The sequence below is a fragment of the Microbacterium sp. Bi98 genome (assembly GCF_918698045.1).
Classification (GTDB): domain Bacteria; phylum Actinomycetota; class Actinomycetes; order Actinomycetales; family Microbacteriaceae; genus Microbacterium.
In genome coordinates, this window is record NZ_CAKKLK010000001.1 from 531937 (window position 1) to 554503 (window position 22567).

The window sequence follows — 22567 nt, forward strand, 5'->3', positions numbered from 1 at the left end:
CGCGGGCCCTGCGCAGTGCCAGGATGATGGCATGACGGACATCAAGCCTGCTCTCATCGAGCGCGCGGGCATCGAGATCATCCCCGAATCCGAGCGCACCGCGAAGCCGAGCGACCTCTTCTGGCCGTGGTTCGCGGCGAACGTGTCGGTGTTCGGCATGTCGTACGGCTCGTTCGTGCTGGGCTTCGGCATCTCGTTCTGGCAGGCGACCCTCGTGTCGATCATCGGCATCGTCGTGTCGTTCCTGCTGTGCGGACTGATCGCGATCGCCGGCAAGCGCGGTTCGGCGCCCACCATGGTGCTGTCCCGTGCGGCGTTCGGCGTGCAGGGGCAGAAGGTTCCGGGCATCGTCTCGTGGCTGACGTCGATCGGCTGGGAGACGTTCCTCGCCATCATGGCCGTGCTCGCCACGGCCACCGTCATCACGCAGCTCGGCGGTGACGGCGACAGCATCGCGCTGAAGATCACCGCCACAGTGATCGTCGCCGCACTCATCGTCGCGGCATCCGTGCTCGGTTATCACACGATCATGAAGCTGCAGTCGGTGCTCACCTGGGTCACCGGCATCGTGACGGTGCTCTACATCGTCCTCGCCGCTCCGAGCATCGACATGGCGGCCGTCCTCGCGCGTCCGGACGGCGGGATCGGCCAGGTCACCGGCGCTCTCGTCATGGTCATGACCGGCTTCGGCCTCGGCTGGATCAACATCGCCGCCGACTGGTCGCGATACCAGAAGCGCACGGCATCCGACGGAGCGATCGTCCTGTGGAACACGATCGGCGGCTCGGTGGCTCCCGTGATCCTCGTCATCTTCGGTCTGCTGCTCGCCGGATCCGACGACGAGCTCAGCGCGGCGATCGCCGCCGACCCGATTGGCGCGCTCGCGACGATCCTGCCCATCTGGGTGCTCGTTCCGTTCCTGCTCACCGCCGTGCTGGCGCTCGTCTCCGGCGCGGTGCTGGGCATCTACTCCTCGGGCCTCACGCTGCTGAGCCTCGGCATCCGCATCCCCCGCCCGTCCGCGGCGGCGATCGACGGCGTGATCCTCACGATCGGCACGATCTACGTGGTGTTCTTCGCGACCGACTTCCTCGGTCCGTTCCAGAGCTTCCTCATCACGCTGGGCGTGCCGCTGGCGTCATGGGCCGGCATCCTGATCGCCGACATCCTGCGCCGCAAGAAGGACTACGACGACGAGGCGCTCTTCGACAGCCGCGGCCGCTACGGCGCGTGGGACTGGATCTCGATCGGCACGATGGTGATCGCGAGCGTGATCGGCTGGGGCTTCGTGCTCAACGGATTCGCGGATGCGGCGCCATGGAACAACTGGCAGGGCTACCTGCTCGGCCTCGTCGGGGGTGTCGACGGCGACTGGGCGTATGCGAACCTCGGGGTCTTCTTCGCCCTCGTGCTGTCGTTCGTCGTGACCTGGTTCGCCCGGGCCGGAAAGATCCGCGCGCAGGAGGCCTCGGCGTGAGCGACGGTCCCTGGCTGATCGTGATCGATCCTCAGCAGATCTTCGCGTCGCCCGGATCTGCGTGGGGATCGCCGTTCTTCGCCGACACGATGCCGCGCATTCGCGAGCTGGCCACGGCTTTCGGCGACCGCGTGATCGTCACGCGCTGGATGCCGACGGCAGACCGCTCGACCTCCTGGGGCGCCTACTTCGCCGCGTGGCCGTTCGCCGACCAGCCGCCGACGGATCCACTGTTCGACCTCGTCCCCGACGCGGCCGGGCTGTCGCCGCATCCGACTCTCGACCTGCCGACCTTCGGCAAGTGGGGCACAGAGATCGAGGCGGTCGTCGGCCGAGGGGCGCACGTCGTGCTGACGGGTGTCGCGACCGACTGCTGCGTCATCTCGACCGCACTGGCCGCAGCGGATGCCGGAGCGCACGTCACCGTGGTCGGCGACGCCTGCGCGGGATCGACGGCGGAGAATCATGCGGCTGCGATGCAGGTGATGGGTCTCTACCCGCCGCAGATCACGATCAGCGACACCGCCTCCGTGCTGTCGGGTCTCTAGATCTCCGCGCGCACCGCGGCCGCGATGTCGGCGGGCGACCCCCGCCACGGAGCTCCGTGCCCGGGCAGCACCCATGATGCCGACACGGCAGCCAGCCTGTCGAGAGACGCGATGGCCTCGGTCGGCTCATCCGTGAACGGCGCGGGCTGAGGACCGACCTGCCCCGTCAGCACATGGCGCGTGGTGAGGGCGTCGCCGACGAACACCGCGTCCGCTGCGGGAATGTGCACCGCGATGCTGCCCGGCGAGTGTCCCGGCATCCCGATGATGACCGGAGATCCCGGCAGGTCGAGCACCTCGCCGTCGGCGACCGTCATGACGTCGGTGACATGGCGCGTGCGCAGCCCGTTCTTGCGCACGCCATAGGCGAGAAAGCCGAGCAGTGGACCGACGCGAGCGGGTCCCATCGGGGTCTTCGGCTTCTCACCCGTGCGCACGCGGTGCGCGTCGGCGCTGTGGATGAAGATCGGCACGCCTGCTTCGCTGCGCAGCCGCTCGGCGAACCCGATGTGGTCGCTGTCGCCGTGGGTCAGGACGAGACCCCGGATGTCGGAGAGCGGGCGCCCCAGTTCTGCGAGGGTGCGCTGCAGATCGTTCCAGTGGCCGGGCAGCCCGGCGTCGACGAGCGTGATCCCCTCGGGCAGATCGATGAGGTATGACGCGACGATGTCGTTGCCGAGTCGATGCAGGTGCGGTGCGAGCTTCATGGCCGTTCCCTTCGCGGTGGCTTATGATGGCTAGACTACGTAGCTATCATAGCTAATGTCAATAGCCATGAAGGAGACCCGGATGCCGACCCCCGAACGAACCTCGCTGGCGGCCATCATCGACGCCGGTCGCGACATCCTCGAATCCGCCGGACCCGCGGGACTCACCATGCAGGCGGTCGCCGAGCGGGTGGGCGTCCGCGCACCTTCCCTCTACAAGCGGATCCGCGATCGTGACGCTCTGCTCTCCGCAGTGGCGGAGGCCTCGGCCGACGCGCTGACGGTCAGGCTCGACGCCGCAGGCGACGAGCTCCCCCTCCTCGCCTCCGCCTACCGCACCTTCGCGCACGAACGCCCGCACGCGTTCCGCCTGCTGTTCACCGCCTCCGCGCCCGAAGACGCCCTGCACCGGACGTCTGTTCCGGTGCTGCGCTCATGCGCCGCTCTCGTCGGGCCGGATCGGGCGCTCGATGCGGCCCGGCTCTTCACCTCCTGGGCGACCGGGTTCCTGCAGATGGAACTCGCCGGAGCCTTCCGTCTGGGCGGCGACGTCGACGAGGCGTTCGACTACGCGGTGGAGCGCATACTCGCGGGACTGACCGCCTGAGAGGTCGGAGCACCCCGCTCGGTGGCCTGCCGATCTCACCGCTCGGCGAGCGGCTGCGCCGAAGAGCAACCGGAATACTGCCAAGATGATGCGCGGAGAGGGGTTTCCATGACCGCGAGCGCGCACGACGACGGATCCGTCCACCCGACGAAGGGTCGTCGCCCCTGGCATCGCACGAAGGTGGCGGTCGGAATCGTGCTGATCGTCGTCGCCGTGGTGACGATCATCGGCGCGCTCACCCCCTGGCCGTCCGCGATGGCCATCCGCGCGGTGTTCACCCGCGGCGGCGACGAGACTGCCGCCGAGATGGACAAGCACGTGCCCGACACCGAACTCACCGAGAAACTCGATCTCGCGTATGCGGACGGAGGCGCCGACACCACGATGGACGTCTTCACACCGGCATCCGCCACGGGCCCGCTTCCGACCGTCGTCTGGATTCACGGCGGCGCCTGGATCTCGGGATCGAAGGAGAACGTCGACCCGTACATGCGGATCCTCGCTGCGGAGGGCTACACGACCATCGCCGTGAACTACACGATCGGACCCGAAGGGGTGTATCCGCTCGCCGTGCACCAGCTCAACGACGCGCTCGCCTACATCGACGCGCACGCCGACGAGCTGGGCGTCGACCCGACCCAGATCGTGCTCGCGGGCGACTCCGCCGGAGGTCAGCTGGCCAGTCAGATGGCGACGCTCATCACGAGCCCCGACTACGCCGAGACCATGGACGTCACCCCGGCGCTCGAGGCCGAGCAGGTGGTGGCGACCGTGCTGAACTGCGGCGTCTACGACCTGGCCGCACTCGCGACGCTCGACGGCATCGCCGGTTGGGGGCTGAAGACCTCGATGTGGGCGTACTCAGGCACCAAGACCTGGGCCGAGGACTCGACCGGTGCCACGATGTCGACGATCGACTGGGTCACCGAGGACTTCCCGACGACCTACATCTCGGGCGGCAACGGCGACGGTCTCACCTGGCTGCAGTCGATCCCCATGGCCCAGCGGCTCGACGCGCTCGGCGTCGACGTGACGACCCTCTTCTGGCCTGCGCCGCACGAGCCGCAGCTGCCCCACGAATACCAGTTCCATCTCGACATGCCGGATGCGCAGACGGCCCTGCAGAAGACCATCGACTTCCTGGACGCGCACACCACCCGCTGACGGGGCGGGATCGGCGGACCGTCTTTCGTGTCCCGCTGCCTACTTCATCGTGTCGAGGATGCCGACGAGGTCGTCGAACGTGGTGAGCGGGTTGAGGATCGCGAAGCGGGTGTTCGGGCGGCCTCCGTGCGAGCTCGGCACGACGAACGCGCGTTGCGAGTCCAGGAGCTCGTCGGACCACCGGTCGTAGTCGCCGCGTTCCCAGCCCTCGCGTTCGAAGACGACGACCGACAGCTGCGGGTCGCGCACGAGACGGAGCTCGGGCCGCGCGGCGATCTCGGCGGCGATCCGCTGCGTCAGAGCGAGCGTCGCGCTCACGGCCTCGCGATACGCCGTCACCCCGTACGTCGCGAGCGAGAACCAGAGCGGCAACCCCCGGGGGCGCCGGGTGAGCTGGATCGAGTAGTCCGACGGGCTGAAGTCGCCCGCGTCGGTGAGCGTGTCGAGGTATTCGGCGTGCTGGGTGTGCGCGCGACGACCCGCATCGGGGTCGCGGTAGATCAGCGCGCAGCAGTCGAAGGGCGCGAACAGCCACTTGTGCGGATCGACGATCACCGAGTCGGCTCGCTCCACCCCGGCGAAGACACCCCGAGCCTCGGGGGCCAGCATGGCGGTCAGCCCATACGCGCCGTCGATGTGCAGCCAGAAGTCGAACTCGTCCTTCAGCGCGGCGATGCCGGCGATGTCGTCGACGATGCCGAAGTTGGTCGAGCCGCCGGTGGCGACCACAGCGCAGATCTCGTCGCCGTGCTCGGCGAGTGCGTCGCGCACCGCGTCCGCCCTCAGCACGCCGTCGTCTCCGGCCGGCACGAGCAGCACGTCGGCGTCCATGACCTTCGCCGCCGACTTGTTCGAGGAGTGCGCCTCGACGCTGCACACGATCTTCCAGCGACGAGGCAGCTCCTTGCCCGCGTCGAGCAGCTTCGCCTTCGCCGCCTCGCGCGCCGCGACGAGTGCCGACAGGTTGCCGATCGTGCCACCCTGCACGAACACCCCACCCGCGGTGTCGGGAAGGCCGAACTCGGAGGCGAGGAACGACAGCACCTCGTTCTCGGCATGCACGGCTCCTGCGCCCTCGAGCCAGCTGCCGCCATAGAGGCCGGATGCCGAGACCACGAGGTCGAACGCGATCGACGCGATGGTCGGCGCCGTCGGGATGAACGACAGATACGCCGGGTGGCTCGTCGTCAGGCAGGCGGGAGCGAGGATGTGCTCGAACACGCTGAGCGCCCGCTGCGATCCGAGACCCGCATCGGTGATCGTCGTGCCGACCAGACGGTCGAGCTCGGCGGGCGACTGGGGCTTGTCGAGCGGCACATCGGCCGCGAGCATCCGCCGGCGCGAGTAGTCGAGCACTGCATCGACGATCGCCGTCGATTCGGCCGAGGCCGCGTGCATGCGTTCTGCTCCCATGAGCTGTCCTTACCTGAGGGTTTCTGCGGGCTGTGCGGGCTGTGCGGGCTGTGCGGGCTGTGCTGCCCGTCGTGCTGCGGCGGGCTCGAGATCGTCCGACACCGGAACGGGAGGCTCCGGCACGTCCGTCACGGGGACATCGAGCACGGCGGAGAGGGTGCGGCGAGCGAGTGCGGCCCGATCGCGCGGCGCCCAGTGCACCAGCGAGTGGGCGCTCATCCCGTCGACCATGGCGAGCAGCATCCACGCCGACGAATCGGGATCGACCCGCACTGCCGGATCTTCGGCGATCGCCCGGGCGATGAGGTCTTCGAGGGCGCTGTGCCAGAGGTCCATCTCGGTGCGCACCCGGGTGCCGAGCGCCTCGTTGCGGGCTCCGAGCGCCCACGACTGCACCCACACCATCGCCACGTCGTCGCGCGAGTCGTCGAGCAGCGTCTCGATGAGACGCAGCAGATTCGTGCGCAGGTCGACAGTCGGGTCGTAGGAGGAGATGACCTCTTCGCGCTCGGCCGCGACGATCGTCGTGAAGACCTCGGCGACGAACGACTCCATCACGGGCCGGTAGTGGGCGACGAGAGCGGGTGTGACGCCGACCCGCGCAGCGACGGCTCGCACGGTGAGGGCCTCGAGGCCGCTCTCCGAGGCGAGCGATACGGCGCCGTCGAGGATCGAGCGTTCGCGCTCCTCCGGCGGCAGCCTGCGCGGTGCGGCGGCTCTTGACGTGGTCTTCATCACGGGTTACCGTATCACTCGTTGATCGCGTGTTCAATAGTGACGGCGACTCTCGTTGCCGAGGTCGTGATCAGCAGCGAGGGAGACAACCATGGCCTGGCACATGCCCGCCGAGACCGCACCGCACGACCGCACCTGGATGGCGTTCCCCGCCGAGGGGCCGACGCTCGGCGAGACGGCGGCCGAGCGCGACGAGGGCTACGAGACCTGGACCGCCGTCGCCCATGCGGTCGCCGAGTTCGAGCCGGTCACGATGATCGTCGACCCGGCGGAGATCGCCCGCGCCCGGCGGATGCTCAGCGGTGCCATCGACATCGTCGAGGCGCCGGTCGACGAGTTCTGGATGCGCGACTCCGGGCCGACGTTCGTCATCGACGACGAGCGACCCGGCGTGCTCGGCGCGGTGGACTGGATCTTCAACGGGTGGGGCGCACCGGCCTGGGCGCAGTGGCAGAAGGCGGCGCAGCACGCGCGCATCATCGCCGGGGCCGTCGACGCCGAGCTCGTGAGCTCGACCCTCGTCAACGAGGGCGGCGGAATCCACGTCGACGGCGAGGGCACCGTGCTGCTCACCGAGACCGTGCAGCTCGATCCGCGCCGCAACCCCTACGCCGACAAGGCCCGCGTCGAGGCCGAGATGGCCCGCACTCTCGGCACCTCGAAGGCCGTGTGGCTGCCCCGGGGCCTCACCCGCGACTACGACGACTTCGGCACGAACGGCCACGTCGACATCGTGGCGACGATCGTCTCCCCCGGTCGGCTGCTGCTGCACGATCAGCAGGATCCCGCGCACCCCGACCACGAGGTCACCCGCGAGCTGCGCGCGCACCTCGGCGATCAGACCGATGCCGCCGGTCGCCGCTTCGAGATCGTCGACCTGCCCGCGCCCGCGACCCTGCGCGACGGCGAGGGGTTCGTGGACTGGAGCTACGTCAACCATCTGGTCACCAACGATGGCGTCGTCGCGTGCGGGTTCGGCGACGAGAAGGCGGATGCCGCCGCGAGGGCCATCCTCGCCGACGCCTATCCCGGCCGCCGGGTCGTCACCGTCGACGCGCGCCCGCTGTTCGACCGCGGCGGCGGCATCCACTGCATCACCCAGCAGCAGCCGAGTGTGGGGGTGTCCGCATGATCGACGTGGTCGAGGCGTCGATCGCCGACCTGCGACGAGCGCTGGAGACGGGCGCCGCCACCTCCGTCGAACTGGTCGACGCCTACCTCGCGCGCATCGCCGCCTACGACGGCCCCGATACGGACACGGCTCTGAACGCGATCGTCGTCGCGAATCCCGAGGCGAGCACGGAGGCCGAGGCATCGGACGCGAGACGTGCCCGTGGCGAGACGCGGGGGCCGCTCGACGGCATCCCGTACACGGCGAAAGACAGTTATCTCGTGCGAGGGCTCACGGCGGCCGCCGGCAGCCCCGCCTTCGCCGACCTCGTCGCGCAGCGCGACGCGTTCACGATCGAGCGCCTGCGGTCGGGAGGCGCGATCTGCCTCGGGCTGACCAACATGCCGCCGATGGCGAACGGCGGCATGCAGCGCGGCGTCTACGGCCGCGCCGAGAGCCCCTACAACGCCGACTTCCTCACCGCGCCCTTCGCCTCCGGGTCGTCGAACGGCTCGGGCACGGCGACGGCTGCCAGCTTCGGCGCGTTCGGTCTGGGCGAGGAGACCTGGTCGAGCGGTCGCGGCCCGGCCACGAACAACGCCCTGTGCGCCTACACGCCCTCACGAGGCGTCATCTCGACGCGGGGCAACTGGCCGCTCGTGCCGACGATGGATGTCGTCGTGCCGCACACCCGCACCATGGCCGATCTTCTCGAGGTGCTCGATGTGATCGTCGCCGACGACGCCGAGGTCCGCGGCGATTTCTGGCGCGCACAGCCGTGGGTGTCACTGCCGCAGTCCTCCGAGGTCCGCCCCGCGTCGTACCGCGCGCTCTCCACCGATGCGGCGGCAGCTCTCGACGGCGCTCGCATCGGAATCCCGCGCATGTACATCAACGCCGACTCCGACGCCGGCACCGCCGACGATGCGGGCATCGGCGGCCCGACCGGCCGGCGCATCGCGACGCGTCCGTCCGTGATCGACCGGTGGCAGGCGGCCCGACGGAGCCTCGAGGCGGCCGGCGCGACGGTCGTCGACGTGGACTTCCCGGTGGTGTCGAACTACGAGGGCGATCGACCCGGCGCCCCGACCATCGCCACCCGCGGGCTCGTCACGCCGGAGTACCTGCACCGCGAGATCGTCGACCTGTCGGCCTGGGCCTGGGAGGATTTCCTGCAGGCGAACGGCGACCCGCGGCTGCACACTCTCGCGGAGGTCGACGGGGCATCGATCTTCCCCCACCCTGAGGGTGCGCTGCCCGACCGCTACACCGGCTTCGACGACGACATCGCCGAGTACCCGGAATGGGTGCGCGAGAACCCCGGCGTCGGATTCGAGGACATGCCCGAGCTGCCGGACGGCCTCCGCGGACTCGAGGAGACCCGCCGGGTCGACCTCGAGCAGTGGATGGACGAGCTCGAGCTCGACGCGGTCGTCTTCCCCGCGGTGGCCGACGTCGGGCCGGCTGACATGGATGTGAACGAGTCATCCGCCGACCTCGGCTGGCGCAACGGCACCTGGATCGCGAACGGCAACCTGACCATCCGTCATCTCGGCATTCCGACCGTGACGGTGCCGATGGGTCTGATGGCCGACATCGGCATGCCGATCGGCCTGACGTTCGCCGGCCGCGCCTACGACGACTCGTCGCTGCTGCGACTCGCGGCCGGGTTCGAAGCCGTCGGCGCGCCCGGCGAGCGGCGTACTCCCCCGCTGCGCACGCCGAGGCTCTGACCCCGGCGGAAGCCGGTCCCACCGCGCGACATTTCACTATTGTGACGCTCGCCACGATTGTTATATGTTCTTCCTGTCCGTCACGACAGGAAGCGACCCATGAGCACCGAGAACAACGAGCGCGAGCTCGAGGCCGGCATCGTCACCGATCTGTCCGGACGCATGACGTACGGGTCGTATCTGTCGCTCGACCAGCTGCTCACTGCCCAGAATCCCGTCAGCGTCCCGGAGCACCATGATGAGCTGCTGTTCATCATCCAGCACCAGACGACCGAGCTCTGGCTCAAGCAGCTGCTGCACGAGCTGTCGTCCGCACGCCAGCTGCTCGCGAGCGACGACCTCCGTGAGGCGCTGAAGAGGGTCGCGCGGGTCAAGCGCATCCAGGACGTCATGACCCAGCAGTGGGCGATCCTCGCGACGCTCACGCCCACCGAATACGCGCAGTTCCGCGGAGCGCTCGGCAATTCCTCCGGCTTCCAGTCGGTGCAGTACCGCGCCGTCGAGTTCGCGCTGGGCAACAAGAACGAGAAGATGCTGAGCGTCTTCAGCGACCACCCCGCGAACCTCGCGCTGCTCACCGCCGAATGGCACAAGCCGACGCTCTATGACGAGTTCCTGCGCTACGCCTCGCGACGCGGCCTCCCGATCCCGACCGAGATCCTCGACCGGGACGTGCGTCTCCCCTACCGCGAGACGCCCGCACTCGTGCCGGCCATCCGCGAGATCTACCAGAACCACCAGCAGCACTGGGATCTGTATGAAGCGTGCGAAGACCTCGTCGACCTCGAGGACAACTTCCAGTTCTGGCGCTTCCGTCACCTCAAGACCGTCGCGCGCACGATCGGCATGAAGGTCGGCACCGGCGGCTCGAGCGGAGTCGGCTTCCTGCAGCGCGCCCTCGACCTGACGTTCTTCCCCGAGCTCTACACCGTGCGCACCGAGATCGGCGGCTGATGCACGCGGCGACCTTCTTCGACGGCGAAGGATGGCGCGACGGCATCATCGACCGCGACGGCGAGCGGATGCGGCTCCGCGCCGAGCCTCCCGCCGGCGATCTGCCCCGTCTGGCCGGCGTGGTCATCGGCGGCTTCACCGACCACCACGTGCACCTTCAGCTCGTCGACCACACGCTGCTCGCGAGCTCGACCCTGGGCCGCGTGGTCGACCTCGGGGCGGACCCGGCCGTCATCGGAGCACTGTCCCGGGCATCGTCGCCCCACGACTTTGGAGATCTGCGCCACACCATCCCGGATTCTGCGGATGTCCGCCGAGCCGACGCGGGGGTTCCGGAGTTCCGGCGAACCGACACCTCGCACCGTGTCCAGGTCGACTTCGCCGGCGCATTCCTCACTCCCGTCGGCGGGTACCCGAGTGACCGCGACTGGGCCCCCACAGGATCCTTCCGCGAGATCACGGACGCAGAGACGGCGCGCGCGGCCGTCACCGCGATGGCGGATGCCGGAGCATCCTGCATCAAGGTGGCGAGCAACGCCACCGCGGGCCCCGTCTTCGACGACGACCTGTTCCGCACGATCGTCGACGCCGCCTCGGCCCGCGGGCTGTCCGTGGTCGCCCATGCCGAGGGACCGGGCCAGGCGCAGCGCGCCGCTCGCCTCGGGGCCGCCCGTCTCGCCCATGCACCGTTCACCGAACGGCTCGCCGACGACGAGATCGCCCGACAGGCGGCATCCGTCTCGTGGATCTCGACGCTCGCGATCCACGATGCAGACAGCGACGAGCGAGCCACCGCGGTCGACAACGTCCGCCGCTTCCACGCCGCCGGCGGAATGGTGCTCTACGGCACCGACATGGGCAACGGTCCGACGCCCGTGGGCCTGAACCCCGCCGAGCTCGCAGCGCTCCGCGAGGCAGGCATCGCGGGCGATGACCTCCTGCGCGCTCTCGCGCCACAGGACCCGCTCGATCCCGCCGCTCTGCTCCTGAGACTCCCCGGCACCGACGCCGACCCGACACTCGCCCGCCCGCTGACCAGCGCCGATCTGAAGGCATGACATGACCGACTCACCCGAGACCACGACCGCCGCTCCGACCGCTGACAGCACCCTCCTCGACCTCGCGCAGGCTCTCGACGCGGCCGATCCGCTGCACTCGCACCTCTCCGCCTTCGCCGAAGCGCCCGGTGTCGGCGCCTACCTCGACGGCAACTCGCTCGGCCGGCCCCTGAAGGACACCCCCGAGAAGCTCGCCGCATTCGTGCGCGACGACTGGGGCACCCGCCTGATCCGCTCGTGGGACGAGCAGTGGATGACCCTTCCGATGGAGCTCGGCGATCGCATCGGACGTGTCACCCTCGGCGCCGCCGCGGGTCAGACCGTGGTCGCCGACTCGACCAGCGTGCTGATCTACAAGCTGATGCGCGCGGCCGCCACCGCCGACCCCTCGCGCACCGAGCTCGTCATCGAGGCGGGCAACTTCCCGACCGACCGGTTCATGGCCGAGGGCGTCGCCGCCGAGACCGGCATGACGGTGCGGTGGATCGAGCCCGATCCGGTGCTCGGGGTGCAGATGGCCGATGTGGTCGCTGCGATCTCTGCGAAGACGGCGCTCGTGTCGCTGAGCCACGTCGACTACCGCTCCGGCGCCCTCGCCGATATGCCGGCGATCACCACCGCGGTGCACGAGGTCGGCGCGCTGATGATGTGGGATCTGTGCCACTCGGCCGGCGTGATCCCCATGCAGCTCGACGACTGGGGCGTCGACATGGCCGTCGGGTGCACCTACAAGTACCTCAACGGCGGCCCTGGCTCCCCCGCGTTCGCCTACCTGCGGCGCGAGCATCAGGGCGTGCTGCGCCAGCCGATCCAGGGGTGGTGGAGCGCCGCCGACATCTTCGCGATGGGTCCGCAGTACGAGCCGGCCGGCGACATCCGTCAGCTGCTCAGCGGCACTCCCCCGATCACCTCGATGCTCGCGATGCAGGGCATGCTCGACCTCATCGAGCAGGCGTCGGTCGAGGCGATCCGTGAGAAGTCGCTCTCGCTCACCGATTTCGCGGTCCGCGCCCACGACGAGGTGCTCGCGCCTCTCGGCGTGCGCCTGCTCAGCACCCGCGACGCCGCACAGCGCGGAAGCCACGTGACCATCGGCCACCCCGACTTCCGCGCGGTGACGCAGCGACTGTGGACCGACGGCATCATCCCCGACTTCCGCTTCCCCGACGGCATCCGTCTGGGGGTCTCCCCTCTCAGCACGTCGTATGTCGAGACGCTCACCGGCGTCCTCGCCGTGCGCGACGCGCTGGAGTCGCATGACCGCTGACCGCGCAGAGGCGACCACAGGCCCCGTGCTCGATGACATCGATGCGCGCCCCGGCAGCACCGCCTCCCTCTTGCGCACTCTGGTCGGGCTGTATCTGCGACCTCTCGGCGGCTGGATCTCGACGGCCGACCTGGTCGCCCTCGCGGGCGATCTCGGGATCCCCACGGCGCAGGCGCGCACCGGCGTCACCCGTCTCAAGCAGAAGGGACTACTGCTCGCCGAGCGCAGGCACGCGGCCGGGTATCTGCTGAATCCGGATGCCGCGACGATGCTCGAGCGCGGCGATCGGCGCATCTTCGAGATGCGCGAGATGACGGATGCCGACAGCTGGTGCCTCATCTCGTTCTCGATGCCCGAGAGCGCGCGAGCCACCCGGCACCAGCTTCGCCGGCGCCTGCAGTGGATCGGGGCGGGTGTCGTCTCTCCTGCGCTCTGGATCTGTCCGGGGCATCTGCAGGGCGAGGTGCAGGAGATCGTCGACGACCTCGAAGCGAGCGAGTGGGTGACCCTGTTCCAGGCCGGCACGCCGACGACGGCCCGCACACTGCCCGAGGCCGCCGCCGACTGGTGGGACCTCGAGTCGCTGCGCGCCGAGCACCTCGCGTTCCAGGCCTCGCTCGCGACGCTGCCCACCGCGCCGTTCGCCGCGTATGTGCAGCTGCTCGACCGCTGGCGAGTGCTGCCCTACGTCGATCCGGGGCTGCCGCCGTCGATGCTGCCGGCCGAGTGGCCCGGTCGGCGCAGCGTCGCCGAGTTCCAGAGGCTGTCGACAGAGCTGTCGGATGCCGCGTGGCGGCGTGTGCGCGACGTCACGCGACACTCCGCGGCCGGAAGCTCCGCGACCGGCGCCGAGCTCACCGCGGCGGGGCGGTCGTAGCCCGCACCACCAGCCGCGTCGGCAGGATCACGTGCATCTCGTCGACCTCCTGCCCCGCGAGCAGCGTGAACACCATGTCAGCCGCGACCGCGCCGAGTCGCCGCATCGGCTGCTGGATGGTCGTGAGCGGCAGCGCCCTTCTGGTGGCCTCCGGCACGTCGTCGAATCCGATCACCGACAGATCGTCGGGCACCCGCAGACCAAGCTGGTGGGCGACATCGATGACCGCGATCGCGGAGAGGTCGTTGGCGGCGAAGATCGCCGTGGGACGCGAGTCGCCGCTCAGCATGATGCGGGCGGATTCCCTGGTCGCGTCGAGCTCGTAGCGACCAACACCGATGAGGGACGGATCGAGGGGGATCCCCGCGTCCGACAGTGCCCTGCGATACCCGGCGTCGCGCAGCCCGGCCGAGCGCAGGTCGGGGCGACCGGCGAGGAAGCCGATGCGGCGGTGGCCCAGTTCGATGAGGTGTCTGGTCGCGACGAGCGCGCCTCCGAAGCTGTCCGACTCGACCGTGGGCAGGTCGGCCCGGCCCGTGTGCGGGTCGATCGCGACGACGGGGATCTCGGTGCCGGCGCTGACGACCGTGGGCGTGACCATGATCGCGGCGTCGATCAGCGTGCCGGAGAGCCTGCTCAGGGATCGGCGTTCCCATCCGTCGCCCGCGCCGAGGTGGGAGCCGCTGTACGCGAGCAGATCGAAGGAGGTGTCGTGCACGGCCGAGCCGACGCCCTTCAGGATCTCGGCGCTGAAGGGTTCGAAGTCCGCCAGCAGCACGCCGATCACACCGGTGCGCCGCGCGCGCATGCTGCTCGCCACGAGGCTCGACTCGTAGCCGAGCTCCTTCACCGCGTCGAGTACGCGCTGCACCGTGGCATCCGCGATCCCGTACCGGCCGTTCACCGCCTTCGAGACGGTCGACACAGACACTCCCGCCGCTTTCGCGACGTCATGGATCGTCGTGCGTGCCCCCATGAGACGCCAGCGTAGTCTCCCGCCGATCGCGATGGAAACTGTTTTCGAAAACGTTTGACGATCGAGCGCGTCCGCCGGAGACTCATGCCACTGCGGTCTCACCAGAGTGTCCGCAGGCGCCCCGCAGTGACGCGGCGCGCAACTCGATGAGGAGAACGATCACATGAACAGCAGAAGGCTCCCCCTCGCCTCCGCAGTCACGGTCCTGGCCGTCGGAGCGCTCGCGCTCTCGGGCTGCACCGCGGACTCGTCCGGCTCCGGAGACGGCGGCGACACCAGCATGACCCTGTGGCACAACTCGACGACGGGCCCCGGAGTGGAGTTCTGGGAACAGACCGTCGCGGATTTCGAGAAGGACAACCCGGGCGTCACGATCGACATCCAGTCGATCCAGAACGAGGATCTCGACGGCAAGCTGCAGACCGCCCTCAACTCCGGCGACGCCCCCGACATCTTCCTGCAGCGCGGTGGCGGCAAGATGGCGGCGATGGTCAAAGCCGGCCAGCTCAAGGATCTGACCGACGCCATCGACGGCCCGGCCGCCGACGAGATCCCCGATGCGTCGTACTCGGCGAACAGCCTTGACGGCAAGATCTACGCCATGCCCGTCGCCGTGCTGCCCGGCGGCCTCTTCTACAGCCAGGACCTCTTCGACCAGGCCGGCATCACCGAGAACCCGACGACCCTCAAGGAGCTCGAGGTCGCCACCGAGGCGCTGAAGGCGGAGGGGATCGACCCGATCGCACTCGGCGCCAAGGACGCCTGGCCCGCCGCGCACTGGTACTACTGGCTGGCGCTGCGCGAATGCAGCTCGGACACCCTCGCCGCCGCGGCGGACGAGATGGACTTCAGCGACGACTGCTGGGTGCGTGCCGGTGAGGACCTGCAGGCGTTCGCCGAGACCGAGCCCTTCAACTCCGGATTCCTGACGACTCCCGCACAGCAGGGCGCGGGCAGCTCGGCCGGCCTCATCGCGAACCACCAGGCCGCCATGGAGCTCATGGGCGCCTGGAACCCCGGCGTGATCGGCTCGCTCACCCCTGATCAGAAGCCGCTGGCCGACCTCAGCTGGTTCCCGTTCCCCGAGGTCGAGGGCGGAGACGGCGAACCCGGCTCCATGATGGGTGGCGTCGACGGCTACTCGTGCTCGGTGGATGCACCGGACGCCTGCGTCGACTTCCTGAACTACATCGGCACCTCGGACGTGCAGACCGCGTACTACAAGGCGTTCAACGCCCCGCCCGTCAACACGGTCGCTCAGGAGGCCGTCACCGAGCCCTACCTGCAGACGATCCTCGAGGCGTACAACGCTGCCCCCTACGCGACGCAGTGGCTCGACACCGTCTACGGCCAGAACGTGGGCAACGCGCTGAACGTCGCCGTGGTCGACCTGCTCGCCGGCAACAGCAGCGCGGAAGACCTCGTCAAGGCTGTGCAGGATGCCGCAGCGAAAGCGTGACATGCGTGCCCGGCTGGAAGTGATCCTTCTGGCCGGGCCCGCCCTGCTCGTGTTCCTCGCCTTCGTCATCTTCCCGGTGCTGATGGCGGCGTACTACGGGTTCTTCAGCTGGCAGGGCTACGGCCCTCCCACCGACTTCGTCGGACTGAAGAACTACCTCACGATCCTCCAGGACCCGCTGTTCCACGACGCGCTCGCGCACAACGGGTTCATCCTGGTGTTCTCCCTCGTGCTCCAGGGCCCGATCGCCATCGTGCTGGCGCTGCTGCTCAACCGCAAGATGCGCGGCCAGTCGCTGATCCGCGTGCTGACCTTCGTCCCGTACGTGATCTCCGAGGTCGTCGTGGGCACGGGGTGGAGCCTGATGCTGCAGACCAACGGCGCGATCAACGCGATGCTGACGAACATGGGCCTCGGGTTCCTCGCCACCGACTGGCTGTCGGATCCCGGCATCGCGATCTGGACGCTGATGGCCATCATCACGTGGAAGTACATCGGCTTCGCGGTCATCCTGTTCCTCGCAGGCCTCCAGGGCATCCCGGAGGAGCTGCACGAGGCGGCGGCGATCGACGGCGCGTCCTACTGGCAGATCCAGTGGCGCATCACTCTGCCGCTCCTGGCGCCGACTCTGCGCATCTGGGCGTTCCTGTCGATCATCGGCTCACTGCAGCTGTTCGACCTCGTCTACATCATCTGGGGCCAGTACATCGCTTCCACCGCGGGTACGTCGACCATGGCGACCTACATGGTCTCCGAAGGCCGCAACGCCGGCAACTACGGCTACGGCAACGCGGTCGCGGTCGTCCTGTTCCTCATCTCGCTCGTGGTCGCTCTCATCTATCAGCGTGCGGTGCTGCGCAAGGACACCGACGGCGCCCTCACGGGTGCCTCGGGTCGCAAGCGCGGCTCCCGGTCGCGCGCGTCGCAGGATGCCGTCCCGCAGGATGCCGTCGCAAACCCAGACGCCGACTCCGGTGCAGACGCCACCACACAGAAGGAGTACGTCCGATGACCGCCACCTCGGTGCTCGTCACCCAGCGACCCGCACGTCTCGGACGCCCGGGTCGAACCGCCACGCCGAAGCTCCCGTGGGCGCATCCGACCGTGTACTTCGTCGCGCTGATCGCCGTCGGACTGATGCTCGCGCCCATCGCATACATCATCACCGGCGGGTTCCGCACGAACGCGCAGATCACGACCGACCCGTCGGGGTTCCCGTCTCCCTGGGTGGTGTCGAACTACCTCGACGTCCTCACCGGCGACGTGTTCTGGCGGCTCGTGGGCAACTCGACGATCGTCGCCCTCGCGACCACCGTGGGCACCGTCGCTCTCGCGCTGATGGCGGCATACGTGCTCGCTCGATACCGGTTCGCCGGTCGCGGCGTGCTCTACGCCTTCTTCGCCGCGGGCCTGATGTTCCCGCTGACCGTGGCGATCACGCCGCTGTACATCGTGGTGCGCAGTCTCGGGCTGATGAACTCGCTCGGCGGAGTGATCCTGCCGCAGATCGCCTTCGCCCTGCCGACGACCATCATCATCCTCGTGCCGTTCCTCCGGGCGATCCCCGATGAGATCGAGGAGGCCGCGTTCATCGACGGATGCAGCCGCATCGGGTTCTTCTGGCGGATGGTGCTGCCGCTCTCCCTGCCGGGAGTGATCACGACCGGCATCCTGGCGTTCATCGGCAGCTGGAACGGCTATCTGCTGCCGCTGTTCATCCTCAACGACGCCTCGGCGTTCACCTTGCCGCTCGGCGTGCAGTCGTTCGCCTCGCAGTACTCGGTCGACACCGCGAAAGTGCTGGCATTCACCTCCCTGTCGATGATCCCTGCGCTGATCTTCTTCAGCCTGTTCGAACGGCGGATCGTGGGAGGGCTGACCGGTGCTGTCAAGGGCTGACACGGTCGCCGTCGCGACCCCGCACGTCGACGAGAACGAGAACGAGAAAGAGAACAAGATGTCGCAGTACGCAGGCGCCGCGCCGCGCTCGCCCCGCGTCGAGGAGCTCCTCGCGCGGATGACCCTCGAGGAGAAGCAGGCGCAGCTCGTCGGCTTCTGGGTGGACCAGGGCGTCGAGGTCGTCGCGCCGATGTCGGGCGAGAAGAAGAGCTCGACCCGCTACGAGGACGCCTCGGAGCACGGGATCGGTCACCTCACCCGGGTGTACGGCACGCGTCCGGTCGACCCTGTGGAACGCGCCGAGTGGCTGTGGGCCGAGCAGCGCCGCCTGAAGCAGCAGACCAGACTCGGCATCCCCGCCATCGTGCATGAGGAGTGCCTGACCGGTCTCGCCGCCTGGAAGGCAGCGACCTTCCCGACGCCGCTCGCCTGGGGCGCCGCGTTCGACCCCGAGCTCGTCGAGGAGGTGGGCCGAGCGGTCGGATCATCGATGCGCGCACTCGGGATCCATCAGGGCCTCGCTCCCGTGCTCGACGTCATCCGCGACCCCCGTTGGGGCCGGGTCGACGAGTGCATCGCCGAGGACCCGCTGGTCGTCGGCCGGGTGGGCACGGCGTATGTCCGCGGCCTCCAGTCCGAGGGCGTGCACGCGACCCTGAAGCACTTCATCGGATACTCCGCCTCGAAGGCCGGACGCAATCACGCGCCCGTGAGCGCGGGCGTGCGAGAGATCGAGGACGTGCTGCTCCCGCCGTTCGAGATGGCGATCGACGAGGGCGGCGCCCGCAGCGTGATGAACTCGTACGTCGACATCGACGGCGTTCCCGTCACGGCAGACGCGCACTACCTGACCGGCATCCTGCGCGATCGCTGGGGGTTCGACGGAGTGGTCGTGTCGGACTACTTCGCGGTCGACTTCCTCTACAGCATGCACCGCGCAGCCGCGGACTCAGCGGACGCCGCCAGGCTCGCGCTCACAGCGGGAATCGATGTCGAGCTGCCCTCGCCCGACGCCTTCGTCACGCTCGCCGATCAGGTGCGGGACGGTCGGCTCCCGGTCGAGATCCTCGACAGGGCCGTGGGCCGGGTGCTCGCGCAGAAGGAGGAGCTCGGGCTGCTGGATGCCGACTTCGACACCCCTCCGACCGCGATCGACCTGGATCCGGCAGAGCACCGTGCGCTCGCGCGCCGTCTCGCCGAGGAGTCGATCGTGCTGCTGAGCAACGACGGATCCCTGCCGCTCGCGCCCTCGACCACCGCCAGGATCGCCGTGATCGGGCCGAACGCCGACAGCGCCGAAGCGCTGATGGGGTGTTACTCGTTCGTCAACCATGTGCTCGCGCATCACCCCGACACCCCCGCAGGCATCGATCTGCCGACGGTCGCCGGCTCGCTGCGCGACGAGTTCCCCGCCGCCGAGATCGTCTCGGCGATCGGATGCGATGTCGAGGGCTCCGATCGCTCCGGCATCCCCGCCGCGGTCGACGCCGCCTCCGCTGCCGACGTCGCCGTCGTCGTGGTGGGCGATCGCGCCGGCCTCTTCGGACGAGGCACCGTGGGCGAGGGCAACGACGTCGAGGACCTCGAGCTCCCCGGCGTCCAGCGCGAGCTGGTCGAGGCCGTCGTCGCGACCGGCACTCCTGTGATCCTCATCGCGATGACCGGACGTCCGTACGTCCTCGACTGGGCGCTGCCGACCCGTGCGGGCGCCGCCGGGACCATGACCGGCCTCGGAGCAGTCGACGGCTCGGCCGTGGCGAACGAGGCAGCCGCGGGCATCCCCGCGGCTGTGCTGCAGACGTTCTTCCCCGGCGAGGAGGGCGGCCCCGCGATCGCACGGCTGCTGAGCGGTCGCGTCGCTCCGTCGGGTCGGCTGCCGGTATCGCTGCCGCGTTCAGCGGGAGCGCAGCCGTACTCGTATCTGCACCCCGTGCTGGGCGGGCTCACGGATGTCACGAGCGCCGACTCGACGCCCGTGCGGCCCTTCGGCTTCGGTCTCAGCTACACGACCTTCGCCCACGATCAGCTCACCGCACCCGCATCGGTCACCTCGGGGGAGAACTTCCGGGCGACGGTGCGCGTGCGCAACACCGGCGAGATCGCCGCGACGGACGTCGTGCAGCTCTACGCGCACGACGAGGTCGCGAGCGTGACCCGTCCGGTCGCCCAGCTGCTGGACTTCCGGCGGGTCGCGCTCGCGCCCGGCGCCGAGCAGATCGTCGAGTTCGACGTGCCCATCGACCGGCTGGCCTTCACCGGGCTCGACGGCGTCAAGCGGGTCGAAGCAGGAGCCGTACGCCTGTGGGTCGGCGGCGCCTGTGACGAGGAGGAGACGGTCGCCCGGCTCGAGATCGTGTGAGGCGTCAGCCCTTCACACCCGCGATGAACGCGCTCACGTGCTCCTGGAGCTTCAGGATGCGCATCTCGCGGGCGAGCTCGCGGTCGTACCCCTCGTACGCGAGCGGCGGCAGCACGCGCACGTTCTGCGAGCATCCGAACTCCGCGCAGACGAGAGTGCCGATGCTGTCGCCCTTGCGGCCGGCCGGACCCGCCTTGCGGGCGACGTACAGCTGCACGTCGTTGCGCAGGGTGACGTCCTCGCACCAGGAACACTGGGCTCTGGCCGTGACGCGCTGCTCGGCGCGCTGCAGGATCACGCCGGTGAGGACGTCATCGACCCAGGCGACGACATAGGAACGTCGAGGGAGCTTGGGGTCGACCCAGCCGAGGTAGTCGAGCTTCTCGACGTCGAGGTCGGCGAAGCCGGCGGGCAGGGTGAGATCGGAGACCTCCTTGCGGGAGGCGTTGATGAAGGAGGCGCGCAGGGTGCGCTCGTCGATGGGACGCATGGGTCGGTGCTTTCGTGTGGGCCGCAGAGGGCGGCGGAAGAGGAATGGAGGACGGCATCCGCACGGATGCCGGGTACGACGTGGTTCCGGGGACGGGATGTTCCGCCTCCGGCCGATCGTCAGCCTCTGTCCGTGGCGCTGAACGCGCCCACGGCTCCATTCCGCGCTCGATCCGGAATCCGGAGAGCGCTCTTCGACAACAGCACCCCGAGAGTCTACGCCCGTTTGTTTCGGAGCATGTCGGCTCGGGTTTCCTCGCTGCCACGGCCGACCTACTCTTGCCGGAACGTCCGCTCACGAAGGAGACCACCGTGTCCACGCCGCTGAACCGCCTTTCGCCCCTCTCGGTGCGTGAGCGTTCTGCGTGCATGTGCCGCCACGGCTTCGCGTGCTCCTCGTTCGAGGCGGGTCACGCGCTGCACCTGATCCAGGCGCGCATCGCATCGGCGACCCCGACCGAATGGGCCGACGCGATCGTCGAGCACGCCGACGCGGCGACCGGCGAGCTGAGGGTGCGCACCCTCGACGGGGCGACTCACGCACTGTGGAACAGCGGCGGCGCAGCGCTCGAGGCTCCCGCGGGCACGCCGATCGCGCTGCACGTGCGCTACGGCGTGCTGGCCGTCGGTCGCACGCAGTTCAACGTCGCGCTCTCCTGAGGGCGCCGTGCGACTCGCTGCCGCTCAGGCGGTCGCCATCATCATGTCCTTGACGGCCATGCACGCGTCCATGCAGTCCTTGCAGGTCTGAGCGCACATCTTGCACACCTCGCTGTGGTCGGCGTGCGCCATGCACTCGTCCATGCACGTCTGACACATCGCGATGCAGGCGTCGAGCAACGCCATCATCGACGCAGGGGTCATGCCCTGCATCCGCATCATCGACCGCATCATGGTGTTGCACATGTCCGCGCAGTTCATGCATGCCGGCGAGCAGTCCATCATCTGCGTCGAGCACACCGTGCACGCCTGCTCACAGGCCGAGCACGCGTCCATGCAGGCCTGCATGACCGACATGTCCATGGTCGCCATGTCGGGCATCGACATCATGTTCGAGCGCATGGCGCCCATCATCATCGAGTCCATGTTCTACCGCTTCCTTCGTCGACCGCAGCCGAGGTGAGAGCGGGCAGGACCACCCGCCTGGGGCCAGGCTAGTCGTCGCCGACGTCCGCGTCGACGGGGAGGTGGCGCTGTCACGCCCGACCGCGGTTGTCAATCCCGTGTGCAGGATTCTCGGTCCGTGCGACGGTGGACATCCATTGATCGACTGATGAAAGGAATCGCGCCATGAGTGGAGCAGACGACATCAAGAACGCAGCCGAGAAGGCCGGCGGAAAGATCAAGGAGGGCGTCGGAAAGGCGACCGACAACGAGAGCCTCGAAGCCGAGGGTCGCGCCGACCAGACGAAGGCTTCGGTCAAGCAGGCCGGAGAGAACGTCAAGGACGCCGCACACAACGTCGGCGACGGCCTGCGGGACGCTTCCCGGGACTGATCCCTGAAAACGGAGTGAGGCCCGCCGAAGCGGGCCTCACTGCGTGGATCAGCGGGTGCGGCTGCCGGAGATCGCTCGGATCAACCAGGCGATGACCGCGATGGCCAGCAGCACCAGGCCGACCCACAGGAGGAACTGCAGGGACTGCACGAGCCCGCCGGTGATCGCCAGGATGATGGCGACCACGATGATGATGATCAGCAGGATGTTCATCGGTCTTTCCCTTCTTGGGGGCGC

The 22567-nt window shown here is 69.0% G+C and carries 23 protein-coding genes; 16 read left to right on the forward strand and 7 right to left on the reverse strand.

Annotation, left to right across the window (positions count from 1 at the left end; genetic code table 11):
* The first annotated feature begins 31 nt into the window (after positions 1 to 31).
* Both LQZ85_RS02615 and LQZ85_RS02620 read left to right on the forward strand, forming a co-directional pair.
* Positions 32 to 1477 (forward strand): cytosine permease, encoded by a 1446-nt coding sequence (locus LQZ85_RS02615; RefSeq protein ID WP_056279607.1) that lies wholly within the window; start codon positions 32 to 34, stop codon positions 1475 to 1477.
* Positions 1474 to 2025: a cysteine hydrolase gene (locus tag LQZ85_RS02620; RefSeq protein WP_230100410.1), complete on the forward strand. Its 552-nt coding sequence runs from the start codon at positions 1474 to 1476 to the stop codon at positions 2023 to 2025. Before LQZ85_RS02615 ends, LQZ85_RS02620 begins: the two co-directional genes overlap by 4 nt.
* Here the strand turns inward: LQZ85_RS02620 and LQZ85_RS02625 are convergent.
* Positions 2022 to 2732 carry an MBL fold metallo-hydrolase gene (locus LQZ85_RS02625; RefSeq protein WP_230100411.1) on the reverse strand — a complete coding sequence of 237 codons (711 nt, stop codon included), beginning with the start codon at positions 2730 to 2732 and terminating at the stop codon, positions 2022 to 2024. The two genes, LQZ85_RS02620 and LQZ85_RS02625, sit on opposite strands and share 4 nt — an antisense overlap.
* 82 nt (positions 2733 to 2814) lie before the next feature.
* On the opposite strand from LQZ85_RS02625, the gene LQZ85_RS02630 reads away from it, so the two are divergent.
* A complete protein-coding gene (locus LQZ85_RS02630; RefSeq protein WP_053097597.1) occupies positions 2815 to 3339 on the forward strand; it encodes a TetR-like C-terminal domain-containing protein in 525 nt (174 codons plus the stop codon).
* A 108-nt stretch (positions 3340 to 3447) separates the two neighbouring features.
* Entirely contained in the window at positions 3448 to 4503 is a 1056-nt protein-coding gene (locus LQZ85_RS02635) for an alpha/beta hydrolase (RefSeq protein ID WP_230100412.1), read from the forward strand.
* Between the two features lie 39 nt (positions 4504 to 4542).
* Here LQZ85_RS02635 and LQZ85_RS02640 read toward each other — a convergent pair whose 3' ends face one another.
* Complete coding sequence (locus LQZ85_RS02640) at positions 4543 to 5916, reverse strand: aminotransferase class V-fold PLP-dependent enzyme (protein WP_053097599.1); 1374 nt, start codon at positions 5914 to 5916, stop codon at positions 4543 to 4545.
* Positions 5917 to 5925: 9 nt separating this feature from the next.
* The gene (locus LQZ85_RS02645) at positions 5926 to 6651 is read right to left on the reverse strand and encodes a TetR/AcrR family transcriptional regulator (RefSeq protein ID WP_230100413.1); all 726 of its coding nucleotides are present in this window, start codon (positions 6649 to 6651) and stop codon (positions 5926 to 5928) included.
* A 91-nt stretch (positions 6652 to 6742) separates the two neighbouring features.
* On the opposite strand from LQZ85_RS02645, the gene LQZ85_RS02650 reads away from it, so the two are divergent.
* From LQZ85_RS02650 to LQZ85_RS02675, 6 genes are all read left to right on the forward strand, one after another.
* Positions 6743 to 7783: an agmatine deiminase family protein gene (locus tag LQZ85_RS02650; RefSeq protein WP_056279597.1), complete on the forward strand. Its 1041-nt coding sequence runs from the start codon at positions 6743 to 6745 to the stop codon at positions 7781 to 7783.
* Positions 7780 to 9495 (forward strand): amidase, encoded by a 1716-nt coding sequence (locus tag LQZ85_RS02655; RefSeq protein WP_056279595.1) that lies wholly within the window; start codon positions 7780 to 7782, stop codon positions 9493 to 9495. Before LQZ85_RS02650 ends, LQZ85_RS02655 begins: the two co-directional genes overlap by 4 nt.
* 99 nt (positions 9496 to 9594) lie before the next feature.
* Positions 9595 to 10449 carry a tryptophan 2,3-dioxygenase family protein gene (locus LQZ85_RS02660; RefSeq protein WP_053097603.1) on the forward strand — a complete coding sequence of 285 codons (855 nt, stop codon included), beginning with the start codon at positions 9595 to 9597 and terminating at the stop codon, positions 10447 to 10449.
* Complete coding sequence (locus LQZ85_RS02665; protein ID WP_056279593.1) at positions 10449 to 11507, forward strand: hypothetical protein; 1059 nt, start codon at positions 10449 to 10451, stop codon at positions 11505 to 11507. The genes LQZ85_RS02660 and LQZ85_RS02665 overlap by 1 nt, the downstream gene beginning before the upstream one ends.
* A 1-nt stretch (position 11508) precedes the next feature.
* Positions 11509 to 12774, forward strand: a complete 1266-nt coding sequence (locus LQZ85_RS02670; RefSeq protein WP_056279591.1) for an aminotransferase class V-fold PLP-dependent enzyme — start codon at positions 11509 to 11511, stop codon at positions 12772 to 12774.
* The gene (locus tag LQZ85_RS02675; protein ID WP_072591741.1) at positions 12764 to 13651 is read left to right on the forward strand and encodes a PaaX family transcriptional regulator C-terminal domain-containing protein; all 888 of its coding nucleotides are present in this window, start codon (positions 12764 to 12766) and stop codon (positions 13649 to 13651) included. The genes LQZ85_RS02670 and LQZ85_RS02675 overlap by 11 nt, the downstream gene beginning before the upstream one ends.
* Here LQZ85_RS02675 and LQZ85_RS02680 read toward each other — a convergent pair.
* Complete coding sequence (locus LQZ85_RS02680) at positions 13629 to 14627, reverse strand: LacI family DNA-binding transcriptional regulator (RefSeq protein WP_230100414.1); 999 nt, start codon at positions 14625 to 14627, stop codon at positions 13629 to 13631. The two genes, LQZ85_RS02675 and LQZ85_RS02680, sit on opposite strands and share 23 nt — an antisense overlap.
* Before the next feature lie 163 nt (positions 14628 to 14790).
* Between LQZ85_RS02680 and LQZ85_RS02685 the strand changes: the two genes are divergently transcribed.
* The 4 genes from LQZ85_RS02685 to LQZ85_RS02700 are packed head-to-tail and all read left to right on the forward strand — an operon-like array spanning position 14791 to position 20344.
* Positions 14791 to 16086 (forward strand): extracellular solute-binding protein, encoded by a 1296-nt coding sequence (locus tag LQZ85_RS02685; protein ID WP_056279589.1) that lies wholly within the window; start codon positions 14791 to 14793, stop codon positions 16084 to 16086.
* The gene (locus tag LQZ85_RS02690; protein WP_230100415.1) at positions 16067 to 17098 is read left to right on the forward strand and encodes a sugar ABC transporter permease; all 1032 of its coding nucleotides are present in this window, start codon (positions 16067 to 16069) and stop codon (positions 17096 to 17098) included. Before LQZ85_RS02685 ends, LQZ85_RS02690 begins: the two co-directional genes overlap by 20 nt.
* Positions 17095 to 17985, forward strand: coding sequence for a carbohydrate ABC transporter permease (locus LQZ85_RS02695; protein ID WP_056279587.1), 891 nt, complete (start codon positions 17095 to 17097; stop codon positions 17983 to 17985). The genes LQZ85_RS02690 and LQZ85_RS02695 overlap by 4 nt, the downstream gene beginning before the upstream one ends.
* Before the next feature lie 58 nt (positions 17986 to 18043).
* On the forward strand, positions 18044 to 20344 hold the full coding sequence (locus LQZ85_RS02700) for a glycoside hydrolase family 3 N-terminal domain-containing protein (protein ID WP_230100524.1): 2301 nt from the start codon (positions 18044 to 18046) through the stop codon (positions 20342 to 20344).
* A 4-nt stretch (positions 20345 to 20348) separates the two neighbouring features.
* Here the strand turns inward: LQZ85_RS02700 and LQZ85_RS02705 are convergent, their stop codons facing one another.
* Entirely contained in the window at positions 20349 to 20834 is a 486-nt protein-coding gene (locus tag LQZ85_RS02705; protein WP_053097609.1) for an FBP domain-containing protein, read from the reverse strand.
* Between the two features lie 311 nt (positions 20835 to 21145).
* Here LQZ85_RS02705 and LQZ85_RS02710 point away from each other — a divergent pair, with 311 nt between their 5' ends.
* On the forward strand, positions 21146 to 21493 hold the full coding sequence (locus LQZ85_RS02710; protein ID WP_056279585.1) for a hypothetical protein: 348 nt from the start codon (positions 21146 to 21148) through the stop codon (positions 21491 to 21493).
* A gap of 24 nt (positions 21494 to 21517) precedes the next feature.
* Here LQZ85_RS02710 and LQZ85_RS02715 read toward each other — a convergent pair whose 3' ends face one another.
* Positions 21518 to 21919: a hypothetical protein gene (locus tag LQZ85_RS02715; protein WP_056279583.1), complete on the reverse strand. Its 402-nt coding sequence runs from the start codon at positions 21917 to 21919 to the stop codon at positions 21518 to 21520.
* A gap of 204 nt (positions 21920 to 22123) precedes the next feature.
* Here LQZ85_RS02715 and LQZ85_RS02720 point away from each other — a divergent pair, with 204 nt between their 5' ends.
* A complete protein-coding gene (locus LQZ85_RS02720; protein WP_053097611.1) occupies positions 22124 to 22330 on the forward strand; it encodes a CsbD family protein in 207 nt (68 codons plus the stop codon).
* Positions 22331 to 22378: 48 nt separating this feature from the next.
* Here LQZ85_RS02720 and LQZ85_RS02725 read toward each other — a convergent pair whose 3' ends face one another.
* Positions 22379 to 22543, reverse strand: coding sequence for a hypothetical protein (locus LQZ85_RS02725; protein ID WP_167347464.1), 165 nt, complete (start codon positions 22541 to 22543; stop codon positions 22379 to 22381).
* Positions 22544 to 22567 lie beyond the last annotated feature (24 nt).